The sequence below is a fragment of the Domibacillus aminovorans genome (assembly GCF_001643235.1).
In the GTDB taxonomy this organism is placed as follows: Bacteria; Bacillota; Bacilli; order Bacillales; family Domibacillaceae; genus Domibacillus; species Domibacillus aminovorans.
This window is the reverse complement of record NZ_LQWY01000033.1, coordinates 1-10,948: the sequence shown is the minus strand read 5'-3', so window position 1 is coordinate 10,948 and position 10,948 is coordinate 1. Positions and strand designations below refer to the sequence as shown.

General features: G+C 41.9%; 18 protein-coding genes. All 18 read right to left on the bottom strand.

The annotated features are described in order from the left end of the window. Nucleotides 1-85: 85 nt before the first annotated feature. Nucleotides 86-664 (bottom strand): major tail protein, encoded by a 579-nt coding sequence (locus tag AWH49_RS11890; protein WP_063965882.1) that lies wholly within the window; start codon nucleotides 662-664, stop codon nucleotides 86-88. Between the two features lie 38 nt (nucleotides 665-702). Beyond that, on the bottom strand, nucleotides 703-1,044 hold the full coding sequence (locus AWH49_RS11885) for a hypothetical protein (protein ID WP_063965881.1): 342 nt from the start codon (nucleotides 1,042-1,044) through the stop codon (nucleotides 703-705). Further along, nucleotides 1,041-1,394, bottom strand: coding sequence for an HK97-gp10 family putative phage morphogenesis protein (locus tag AWH49_RS11880; RefSeq protein ID WP_063965880.1), 354 nt, complete (start codon nucleotides 1,392-1,394; stop codon nucleotides 1,041-1,043). Before AWH49_RS11880 ends, AWH49_RS11885 begins: the two co-directional genes overlap by 4 nt. Beyond that, a complete protein-coding gene (locus tag AWH49_RS11875; RefSeq protein ID WP_063965879.1) occupies nucleotides 1,391-1,702 on the bottom strand; it encodes a phage head closure protein in 312 nt (103 codons plus the stop codon). The genes AWH49_RS11880 and AWH49_RS11875 overlap by 4 nt, the downstream gene beginning before the upstream one ends. Beyond that, nucleotides 1,686-1,964, bottom strand: a complete 279-nt coding sequence (locus AWH49_RS11870) for a head-tail connector protein (RefSeq protein ID WP_211268400.1) — start codon at nucleotides 1,962-1,964, stop codon at nucleotides 1,686-1,688. Before AWH49_RS11870 ends, AWH49_RS11875 begins: the two co-directional genes overlap by 17 nt. A gap of 11 nt (nucleotides 1,965-1,975) precedes the next feature. Then, complete coding sequence (locus tag AWH49_RS11865) at nucleotides 1,976-3,208, bottom strand: phage major capsid protein (protein WP_063965877.1); 1,233 nt, start codon at nucleotides 3,206-3,208, stop codon at nucleotides 1,976-1,978. 20 nt (nucleotides 3,209-3,228) lie between these two features. Then, nucleotides 3,229-3,837, bottom strand: a complete 609-nt coding sequence (locus AWH49_RS11860; protein WP_063965876.1) for an HK97 family phage prohead protease — start codon at nucleotides 3,835-3,837, stop codon at nucleotides 3,229-3,231. Continuing rightward, entirely contained in the window at nucleotides 3,806-5,059 is a 1,254-nt protein-coding gene (locus AWH49_RS11855) for a phage portal protein (protein WP_063965875.1), read from the bottom strand. Before AWH49_RS11855 ends, AWH49_RS11860 begins: the two co-directional genes overlap by 32 nt. A gap of 27 nt (nucleotides 5,060-5,086) precedes the next feature. Next, the gene (locus AWH49_RS11850) at nucleotides 5,087-6,769 is read right to left on the bottom strand and encodes a terminase large subunit (protein ID WP_063965874.1); all 1,683 of its coding nucleotides are present in this window, start codon (nucleotides 6,767-6,769) and stop codon (nucleotides 5,087-5,089) included. Beyond that, nucleotides 6,766-7,173: a hypothetical protein gene (locus AWH49_RS11845; protein ID WP_211268399.1), complete on the bottom strand. Its 408-nt coding sequence runs from the start codon at nucleotides 7,171-7,173 to the stop codon at nucleotides 6,766-6,768. Before AWH49_RS11845 ends, AWH49_RS11850 begins: the two co-directional genes overlap by 4 nt. A gap of 138 nt (nucleotides 7,174-7,311) precedes the next feature. After that, nucleotides 7,312-7,611: an HNH endonuclease gene (locus AWH49_RS11840; protein ID WP_063965873.1), complete on the bottom strand. Its 300-nt coding sequence runs from the start codon at nucleotides 7,609-7,611 to the stop codon at nucleotides 7,312-7,314. Beyond that, the gene (locus AWH49_RS11835) at nucleotides 7,611-7,811 is read right to left on the bottom strand and encodes a hypothetical protein (protein WP_063965872.1); all 201 of its coding nucleotides are present in this window, start codon (nucleotides 7,809-7,811) and stop codon (nucleotides 7,611-7,613) included. The genes AWH49_RS11840 and AWH49_RS11835 overlap by 1 nt, the downstream gene beginning before the upstream one ends. Nucleotides 7,812-8,457: 646 nt before the next feature. After that, nucleotides 8,458-8,904 carry an RNA polymerase sigma factor sigma-70 region 4 domain-containing protein gene (locus tag AWH49_RS11830; RefSeq protein ID WP_063965871.1) on the bottom strand — a complete coding sequence of 149 codons (447 nt, stop codon included), beginning with the start codon at nucleotides 8,902-8,904 and terminating at the stop codon, nucleotides 8,458-8,460. A 90-nt stretch (nucleotides 8,905-8,994) separates the two neighbouring features. Continuing rightward, a complete protein-coding gene (locus tag AWH49_RS11825) occupies nucleotides 8,995-9,303 on the bottom strand; it encodes a hypothetical protein (RefSeq protein WP_063965870.1) in 309 nt (102 codons plus the stop codon). 30 nt (nucleotides 9,304-9,333) lie between these two features. Next, nucleotides 9,334-9,657, bottom strand: a complete 324-nt coding sequence (locus AWH49_RS11820; RefSeq protein ID WP_063965869.1) for a hypothetical protein — start codon at nucleotides 9,655-9,657, stop codon at nucleotides 9,334-9,336. A 2-nt stretch (nucleotides 9,658-9,659) separates the two neighbouring features. After that, nucleotides 9,660-10,019, bottom strand: coding sequence for a hypothetical protein (locus tag AWH49_RS11815; RefSeq protein WP_063965868.1), 360 nt, complete (start codon nucleotides 10,017-10,019; stop codon nucleotides 9,660-9,662). Nucleotides 10,020-10,050: 31 nt separating this feature from the next. Further along, a complete protein-coding gene (locus tag AWH49_RS11810) occupies nucleotides 10,051-10,317 on the bottom strand; it encodes a hypothetical protein (RefSeq protein ID WP_063965867.1) in 267 nt (88 codons plus the stop codon). A 348-nt stretch (nucleotides 10,318-10,665) separates the two neighbouring features. Continuing rightward, nucleotides 10,666-10,869 carry a hypothetical protein gene (locus AWH49_RS11805; protein WP_063965866.1) on the bottom strand — a complete coding sequence of 68 codons (204 nt, stop codon included), beginning with the start codon at nucleotides 10,867-10,869 and terminating at the stop codon, nucleotides 10,666-10,668. Nucleotides 10,870-10,948 lie beyond the last annotated feature (79 nt).

The window sequence follows — 10,948 nt, the reverse complement described above, 5'->3', positions numbered from 1 at the left end:
TTCACACGATTGAAGAGGGAGTCTTCTGTCGGAAAATGATAAAAAAAGCGGACCTATACAGCCCGCTTTTGTAAGTTTCAAGTGTTTAAGGAGCTGTAACTACAGGATCCACAACTTCATCAAAAAAGTTACCTGCTAACGCCGCGTCAGCGCCAGTGTCCCCGCTCCGGAATGTATATTTCCATGCGTCATCAAAGTCACGCTTAATAAAGCGACCTGTTAATGTAGGTGTTTGAAACTCAACGTTCTCGCCTTTTGTTTGATGATTTGCTTCTGTCTCCTGGAACATACCCTTATAAAGCCATACAAAATGTGATTTTCCGTCATTACGCGTGATTTCATAACCAACTGCAACGTATGGCGCTTCATCTGTCGTTTTAGAGACAACTCCGCCTTTTGTATCCTTTTCATTGCCTAGAAGTAGCATTTGAATTTCAGTCGTTAAATCATCAATGTTAAACGCTACTTCGATACCACCAATTGATGACCCTGTTTCTGCAGGGCCGTCATCTGCATAAAGCACAGCCATATTAGTCGCCGGTGTAATAGTCCCTGAAATAGCTCGACCTAAACTGACTGGAGTATCATATGTTGCACCGACACCTTTTTTATCTGTAAGTAATTTTGCTACATGTAAGTCTTTTAAGCCAATTGATACTGACATATTCTATCGCTCCCTTAATTGTTTTTTATAAATATTAGTTAAACAAATTCTGTGTATCGGAATCTTAAAGCTTTATGAAATATTCTTGCTTTTTGTGTAGATCCCGATGGTTCTTCATATAAATCTGCTGCAAATGTTCGGGTAAATCCCGTTGCATTCATACGAGTTTTTACCTCTTTTACTAAACTTGAATAATTACCAGTTGACCAAATATCCACTTGCAAACTATGTCCGGTTGCTAGTTCTTCATTTTCTGCGTGAAATACGCCTTTTTCATTGTAAAAAAAGAACGTAATATAAGTAGTTGCCGATCCTGTATATTCTTGAAATGAGACCGGAGCGCCAACATTTTTCAATGCATCAATAACCACTTTGTTCACAGCCCCAGCCCCCTCTGTATTTCTTCAGTCATAATTCTTTTCGCACGATCAATTTCATTTTCAAACGTTGGCGCTACAGTGGGCCGGGCCGTTATTTTTGATGTACCTAACTCAAGCATCTGCATGTAAAAGTTATCTTTGTCGTATCCAATTAAACGCCTATCACCCACTTTTGTGACGATCACGTTGTCTGCAGCATGATTTTTATTTCTTGCCGACCTCGGCGTATTTTCGGCAATTTTCTGCTGCATGTGCTCTGCTGCCTTATCAAGCGCCCGCGCCTTATATTGATCTGCATTCGCTAACCGATTAATCCTTGAGATGAGTTGATCCATGCCATCAAGGTTCATGCTCTCACCCCATCAAATATCCTGCAAACTAATTCTATGATGTCAGTTTTTTCATAGGTACGGACAATTTCATATTTCTTTTCACACCAAAGCAAAATCCGTTCATCGTTATAATCGATAGAACGGACTTCAAACATAACTTGTAATTCAAATCCCTGTTGTGCAGCCTGATAAAATTCCGCACTTCGGACTGATTTTTTATTAGCGAATACATTGTCGCCAACCGTTTCTGTTGTGACAGGAAAACCATCATCATCAGTGGTCTGTTCGACTTTTACAAATTTAATAACTTCAGACCATCGACTCACGATAATCACCTGCCAGGCTTAAATGTTGCTTGAGCATAATATAAGAATCTTTGAACCTGTCGGCATCCGGATTGTCATAACCAAAATTGGCTTTACAATATGTGATGACAGCTCGTTTGATTAAAGCATCGCCCGAACTACTCTCAAAATGCACTCCCGCTATTCGCAAATCTGCTTCTGCTGCCGATATTAAATCATTAATTTCGCTATCAAATGCGGTGTTCGAAATACGCAGCGCAAGCTTCACATCATCCAACATAATCAATCGCCACCTTATTCAGCTTGCAAGATAACGAACGCTTTCGAATCAACTACATCACCATCCACAATCGCATAACCCATATAGTCAGTTAGGCGCTCACGCACATGCTCTTCACGATACATTGTAATGTCTTCATTAATGTTCGCAAGGTAGCCCGCGTTTACATTACCGACAAGGATTTCACCTTCTGGAATAGATGCGTCAGCTTTGATCGTACGACCGAAAATGCGACCAACGCCGCCAGCCATTACATCAGCCATAAACATCGGACGCCCTTGACCATCCACAATATTCGCAAGCAAATTCCAAATCGTTGCATTGTTTGCATAAATGGTTGCACCATTCACATAAGATGAGTGGATCGCTGCCATAACACCTGTAAGATCCGTGAATTTCACGCCATCTGCAACAACATACTCTTTGATTTGCGGTGTAGATGCCTCTGCAGAAAGAACCGTTTTGATTCCGCGCGGTTCCGGTTTGAATGTATCACCAACACCTGGCTTTCCTTTCCCCACATAAACCGCTGTAGAAAGGGAAATACCCATACGATCTCCGATTTCACGCGTGATGTATGCTTCGAATTCCGGAAGTGCCATTTTACGAAGTTTCCACGTAACTTGGATGGCTTTTGCAAGCTCGCAGCCTGTCAATTCAAGCTGACCGAAACCAAGTTGATCTGTATCAACGATTGTAGGTTCGTCATACCATTTAGCATTAACGGAATTGTTGTCAGATTTAATCATTGTTAGATTGCCAGTTACACGCAATTTGCGAACGTCTGCCCATAAAGGATACTGTTCTTCCGCACGTTTCCAAATACCTGCAGCAATTGTTTTCGGAATTAAAATTTGAGTGTTTGTCGTGTTATGAGTGAATGCACGATATTCGTCATTCACTCGATCAAGCGTTTCGCGTTCTTCATCACTCAATGACTGCCCTATCATATCTTTTGCCCAAGCTGTTCGATACTCCTCTGTCTCGATAGCCGCGTCCCATTTCATTGAGCGGATTTCAGGTTTTTTTTCACCGTCGTCATGAAGTGGATTGGGAATTTCACGCCCCTCAATTTCACCTGTAGCAATTCCTTTTGCAATTTCCTGGCGCTTTTCAATTTCTTTCTGCTCTTCATCAAGCCCACGCAGTTCCTCTTCCATAGCTTTTAAATCTATTTGTTCGTCCCCTTGCAACGCAGTACGGATTTCTTGTTTCCGCTGCAAAATTTCTTTCAATCGTTTATTCATCAGTGTCACTCCTTAAATTTTTATAAATATGTGAAGGCAATTAATCGCTGGCGCAATTCCGCTTCCTGTGCCTGCTTTCTTTCATTCAGGTATTGTTGGAATGGATCATTACTTCGAGCCGCTACGCCGCTATCTGGATAAGCAGGAAATGCAACAGGGCTAATTTCAAATAAATCGGCCTGCGTGATTGTTCGGATGATATTATCCGGATCTCGTTCATCCCATTCCTGTTTTTTTGCACGAAAACCAAACGACACGCCTTTTACATCGCCTCGTTTAATTGCACCGTATGCATTTTGTCCATTCGGTGTATCTGGAAGATCCAGTTCGAAACGCAAACCGATGTCATCTTCGTAAAGGCGAAGCGTCCCATTATCCTTGCTTCCTAATATTGTCCGAGTGTCATGTGACCATAAAGCAAATTGATTGTCCTTTCCGAGTGATTCGGTAAAGGCGCCACGTCTAAACTGCTCACGGAAAGAATCCCATCCAAGTGGGTGAGACTTCATTTCCCATTTCACGGCGTACCCGGCCACCGTTGCAGAACCGCCGGCTTCTTCCCGAATTTCAACGGACAAACTAGGCATATCGCGTAGTTCAGTCACCGTCTCCATCAACTTCTTCGTCATTCGTCTCACCTCCTTTCGGTGGATCAGACCCTTTATTAACGTTCTGATACTGGTCCGCTTTCGCGGCATTCACAACATTTAATGTCTGTACGAATTCATCGCCGCCTTCAATCGAAGATAGATTAAAGATTTCACGGGCCTCATTTTTCGAAAGTATGCCAAGTGGCATCAAATCACGGACCATATTGATTTTCGTTACGTTGGATGCGTACTGTAGGCGATTCGCTTCGAAAATAATTTCATTTCCAAACCCTTGCTCTCGATCCGTGAAAAGCTTATGAGAAAATTCCAGACTCAATTGAATAGCGATCGGCTCAATAACCGATTCGTAAAACGCATTCCATTGATCTTCGGTGTAAGAGCTGGTGACAATCTCTTTGTTAATGCCAAAGTATTTATAAACCTTTAGCTCAATGGCTTCCATCTGCTTACTGTCTACCATTTTCGGATCATTTTTCAATTCGATATAGTCGGCTTTGCTATCGATCGCTGCAATCCCACCGTTGTTTGTCACATCCAGATAGTCTTGGACGAATGAGTCACGGTTCTTTTTCAAATCCTCACCTTTTAACATCGCTTGGAACTTTAACAAACCACGCAAAAAAGCCGATGATTTCACGGCGTTAACAATACCTTCATCGGTCGTCTTGATTAATTCAAGTGTTGGCAGCATCGCTTCGTTGTTTTCACCGAACATATCAGACTTCGCGAAAAACCGCCGTAAATGAATAAAGTTTTCGTATTCAGATGCCAGTTTTTTTCCGTTTGCAAATTGAAACTTTACATACAAGACAGAACCGGATTCGACGAGCTCCATGCTAGATGCATCAACTGGATAAAACCCTTCGATCCGACCATCTGACCCATAATTAATATAAACAAATGCATTATTGTGTAAATACAATTGCGTAACGATCTTATAAATAAAATCATAGGCGCTCATGAATTGATTTGGTCGCAATGTAAGCAGACGCTCAATATGCCCGCTTACATGCTCAATTTCGCCATCTTTACGTCGGATGTGCTTTGGCTTTAGCTTTGCCGTATTTGAGGAGATAGCGTGTATTGCGCCGCGTACAATGTCTGATGCGTACGGATCGTTTCCGAACGCATGAAAAGAAGGAATAAATCCATTCATCAACTGAAATTGTGTCTCATTTTTGATTGGTGCTGGCTCTACGCCAAACAGCTTGTCCCAAATGCTGCGCTTTTCTTTCTTCATTCACTCACCGCCTTTCAGCTTTGACGTTTACACCATCGCCATATAGTCACTGTAGTTTTCTTGTAGCACAACGTATGCGATCAGCAAGCTGACTGCTCCATCGATCCGCTGCTTTTGACTAAGTCCTTTTACTGGACGTATATTTTCATTTTCATCTGTCTTAATTGACGTATTTGTTAAGCACCATTTTAATAATAGATTGTTGTTATAATTAATCGTTTTGGATTGCAACTCAGCTCCAAGCAATTTCATCGGCTGTGACATTGTTTTGGCGCCCTGCCGAACTTCCTTCATCGTAAAACCTTGATCCTGCATTTCCTGCGTCCAGTATTGTGAATTCCAGCTGTCATATCCGATCCATAACGGATGAATATCGTATTCTGTGATCATTTTCATGAACCAGGCAGTCACTTGGCTATAATCGACCTTATGTCCTTTCGTAAAGGTGACAAGACCTTTTTCTTCCCAAATGTCGTAAGGCACCTTATCTTCTTGGATTTTTCGTTCAGCGTGCTGATACGGAATAAAATACTGTTGAAGAACGTATTTTTCATCGCTATCCGGCCGCATCATAATTAATGTGGCGCATGTTAAATCGGTTGTAGAGGATAAGTCCACACCACCGACTGCATAGCAACCGCGAACCATTTCCATATTGAATATTGCTGGATTCACGATGTCTTCGAATGGCAGCCATGCTTCTGTTGAGGTTTCCGGCACATTAAAATCTTTTGTCAGCAAGTTCTTTACGAGAAGCGCATTTGCTTTCGCTTTATTTACTTTTGTTTTTAACTGGTCCACCTTTTTAATAGTTCCAAGTCCCGGATTCGCTTTCACCCACGCTTTTTCATCGGTCCATTCTTTTCGTTCGTCTAATTCATAGACGATCGGGAGGAACCGGTCATCTTTATAACCATCCGGATCATCAAAACCATTCAATACTTTTTCCGCTTCTTCATATTTCATATCATAAACGGATTCACGTATCGTTCCGGCCGTCGTGATCATAACGATCAACGGTTGCTCCCGTGCTGACGTACCATCAACGACAACATCATAAAGATTCTTGTCTTTCCAAGCATGTATTTCATCCATCATCGCGCCGTGAACGTTCAATCCATCGAGCGTTTCGCTATCGGACCCGAGAGGTTTAAAAGTACTGTCGTTCCATTCACATACCATTTCAGCTACAAGAGGTTTTATCCGTTTTAAAAGCGTTGGGGATTTTTTAACCATCCGTTTCGCATCCAGCCAAACGATCTTTGCTTGATCTCGTTTTGTCGCAACTGCATATACTTCTGCACCCGGCTCTCCGTCCGCAACCTGTAAATATAATCCGATGCCGGCCGACAAAGTAGACTTTCCGTTTTTCCGAGCGACAACCAGTAGCAGTTCCCGGTATTTCCGAGTGCCATCGATCGTATGAATAAAACCAAACGTTGCAGCAAGCGCCGCTTTTTGCCACAATTCCAATTCAATTGGTTTGCCGCCCCATTTACCTTTTGAATGTTTGCAAAAGTTTTCTATGAATTCGATCGCATGATTGGCCCTTTTTGCATCGTACTCATAAATGGATTCCGTATCATGCAAATCGGCAACTAGTTTTTTATAAATAAGCCTCACTTTTTTGCCGACGGTGACAGTACCCGCTTCAATCTGTTCGTGGTATTCAATGATCGGGTTATATGTTAACGGATATCGTTTTCTCATCGATCATTCACAAACTCTTCGAAGCCATCGCCCTCTTTATTGTTGATCGGTTGTTTCGGCAAAAGATCCGTCAACTGCTTCATGATCGTCATATGGTTTTTAATCATCGTATTGTAGATTTCAACTTCCGGGCTCTTTTTAGTACCCCACTGATTCTCGCCATTCTGATATGTGCTCACTGCACCATGCCGGTTAATCTCTGCTTGTAAATCCTCAAGCGTTACAATCATAAAAGCCGCGTTCTCAATGAGAGACGCAGCCGTTTTTTTCATCTTTGCATCAAGCTTTGTGAATTGTCGCCTAAGTATTCGCTTCTGTTGCTCAATCCGCTCAAGTTTCGCATTCTCTTCTTCAACCTTTGCAAGTTGCTCCATAACATCATAATTTTCATCGGCATTTTCCACGCCCTCACCTCATTCCGTTCCAGTGATACCACACCCCCCTATAGGGCAACCTGCGCGTTCACCGAAGGCCCTCCTCCGGTCCCGACAGGCTTTATTTCCTTTTTCGAACCGGGGGGATTTGAATTTTATTTTTAAAATTCATCTCTTGATTAAATCTCCATTACTATCGAACATAACATCATCGCGTACCGCTTCCACTCCACCAAAATGCTCACGGTTATGACAAGGCTGACAGACGAGCTCGAGGTTATCGTGATTCAACGTGACAGTTGCATCGTTTATATTCTGCGCATCAATATAAACTTTGTGATGGACAATGAGTCCAGGTTGCTGACATCGCTCACACAATCCATACCGAGACATGAAGTAAGCATCACGACACTTACGCCATGCCTTGCTCTTATAGAATCGCTTCGCCTCTGCCGTATGCTGTAGCATTATGCTTGCTCTCCTGTTGTTGCCGCTCCCACTGGTGCAATGTAGACAATAGCATTTCGATTCAGCACAATGTTCCCGATTGCGAACACTGTCTTACGATTTGTTATATCATTTAACTCATTAGCTAATGTTGCAGCATTATAATCGGCAACTTCTTCAACAAATGTTTGTCCGTGTGATGTTTTTATTTCTAATTGCATATCTATTCACTTCCCTTTATTTAGATATTAGAAAAAAGCACCCACATAAGTGAGTGCCGTTCCTACCCATAATTGGGCCCATATTAGACGCCTGCCACATTTATACGACAGACGACTCAATCGCCCCTCACTCCTTCATTTCATGCGTAGCACGCAAGAAGCAGAGTGAACAAGCGTAATGTGCGCTATTCTGCGGTTCAATGATTGCCCCTCTATGAACAAGAGTGCCAATTACGGCGTTTATTGCCCTGGCCTAACAATCACGCATTTCGCGCATATACACGGGCAAGGATTTGCACCTTGCATGGATAGACGCTTGTCATCCTACATCCGGCCCGATTCCCGCAGAATCCGCAACAGCCCGCGTCTACCTATTCCGCCACCGTGCAGCATTTCGACAGGTCGCGTGAAAGGCGAATGTCTGAGGATACACCCTCTAAACCAAATCTGTTATACATATACTTCGCTATTCAGTAGCTTTGCATCTACATCAGATCTAGTTTACAAGATATAAAAGACCCCGACACATAAGTGACAGGGTGAAAAAGGAGGATACTCATTCACGCAATCGTATGAAATTGGCTTACTTACAGTATATACTTGGATTGTTTACAATGTTGTTCCTTCTTTGTTACCTTTTTTAACTTCATTTGGACAATTGGATCTGGTTTTGCTCATTGCGTTCATAACGTTCTTTATTTGCAGTAGAGACAACTTTGCGAATGTAACCATACGTGTACCCTAATTCATCTGCAATTTCTTTGTAAGACTTATTCTCAATAAATCGCATTTTCGCTATTCGATACGGCAGCCCATTTAGTGCATTCACGTTATCTTCTATCTCTTCTTTTATCTCAAGAAAGAATTCTCTCATTTCGTTCAACGCATTTAATTTCTCGTTGATCCGATCCGTGTTGCGAGCGGCCGCTTCAATGCCAAACTCTGATGCGCCGCGTCCAATGAATGGCAGCATTCCTTCTACACCAAAGTTTCTACCATACCAGTAGTCTCGGTCCACTTCTAACATTTGGATTTCAAGATCGATGACATCAATCTGCCGAATTAAATCGGCATAGTTCTTGATGATCTCCATGCCTCATCACACCCTTCCTTTTAACAGAACGTGCGTTTTGTTGACTGCTAATTAAAATCTATTTATATTTGAATTATACATTAACTGTATTTAGCTTATATATAAACGAACAGATGCCTTTTTCATAAGATTCTCGAACCATTCTTTATCCTTTGTCATTAATGCCAGATCAATCATGCTGGCATGGTCCTCTGGAAACAAGCCTGCTGCCACGTACTCTGCTTGGCTCATACCATATTTCCCGTAAGTTTCTTTGTTGAAGTATTCTGCTTTGCCGTCTTTGTCAACCTGAGCTATTTTCCGAACAGAAAACACACCTTGTCCGTGATAAATCTTTGTGACATATCCAAGAACCGCGCACCCGAGAAATCGCATCTGAACCCAATCCCCTATTTCCATGCCGCTCCCTCCTGAGAAAATAAGATGTTGTTACATAAAAGCCTCTCTTCTTTCCGCTTCTTCTTGCTTTTTCTTTTTCCGACTGGCAGCTGACCTCTCCATCTTTTCGATATTAGCCATACGTCGTGCAGCTTTTTCTTCCTGTGTTTTAAGTAGCGGCATTAATGCCTCTTCCGTTGTATCGGCCGTCCAAAAGTAACCGTCCGCTATAGCCGTATATCTCTCATCTTCACGTTGTTCAATTCCCGCGACATAATACGTTTGTCCATCCGCGATGATCCATGCTTCATAAACACCTGAATACTTTTCTTTCACTTCAACTATTCCTTTTTTACCAAGCCACGTGTATTCCATGATCAATCCACCCTCTTTTTCCGGCGTTCACCGTATCCACCTATATCCGCAAAAGGCTGCTGTTTTGTTCGTTTAGTCGGCCGGATCGGATGCTTCTCAATGTATGCAAGCCGCTCTTCTTCTGTCATTTTCCATTCGTGGACTTTATTCATGCTCTGAACAGGTGGTTTAAAGGTGCTTTTGCCATGCTGCCGCTTAATCATTGTGCGCCGGCTTTCTTTTTCTGTGATGTTTTCTTTTTTCCATGCCGCTAAACGATGTATCTTTTCATTAATCCGACTGACAATCTGTTTATCTGTTAATCCCTCTTCTTTGAATGAAAAATATTCTTCGCGTGTGAGATTAATAGCTGGTTTGATCACTGCTAACACTCCTTTTAAACGTACTGTTTGATTAATTCCAGTGCCCGTGGCGTTCCATAATTTCAATTACTTCATTGGCATAAGGCTCATCAACATTTATTACGATGTATGAGTTGTAAGGTTTTTTCCCATCTCTTACTCGCCCATCCTCTACCCAAGCACTCACACCATCCATAACAATATCTAGTTTTTCTTTCAGTGGTTTCGGAACGTATTTTTCAATATCTTTTTCATTAGTAACCGTATACCGTCTTTCTCGACCTTCTAAAACTGTCCCTTTAAATGCTGATTCCGCCATTATTTTCCCTCCTTTTTGTTCTCCATCTGGTCGTATTGTTGGCTAATCATTTGAAACACTTATGTTCGGATAGTTCTTTTAAGCAAGAGCGGCATAACCCCCTGTTTTCCATCGGAGACTCGAATTTCACTACTTTTTTATTTTTCAAACAATACCCGCATCTTCCTTCGCTAAAGTATACAGTCACCTAAAATCCTCCTTTTGGTCGAACTGTTTATTAAAAAATCCATGCTCCAAGCAAAAAGCCAACGACGAAAGATACAAGCATAAATCCTGCCAATTGCAGAAGTCCTTTAAATACGTCTGTTAAGAAATCTAACCCGAATAACATTTTCACTCCTCCTCGGTTTATTCCTGCGGTTTTGTAATACCAGAAAATAACCAGCCTTTAGATTCAATCCAACTTAGAAATTCAGTATTAAATGTATCTTCATCAACGTTGGCCTGGATTGAACCTTGAATGTCGAACCAGGTTTCCTTCCGATCAAATCGATAAACTAATCCTTCAACAGAGGCAAAATCCAATTCGTGCCCCTCAATCATTGCATCCAAAAGCTTTGCAACACCTTTACGGATAGAATCTTCAAATTTATCATTTTCCGACAGAAGACTCCCTCTTCAATCGTGTGAA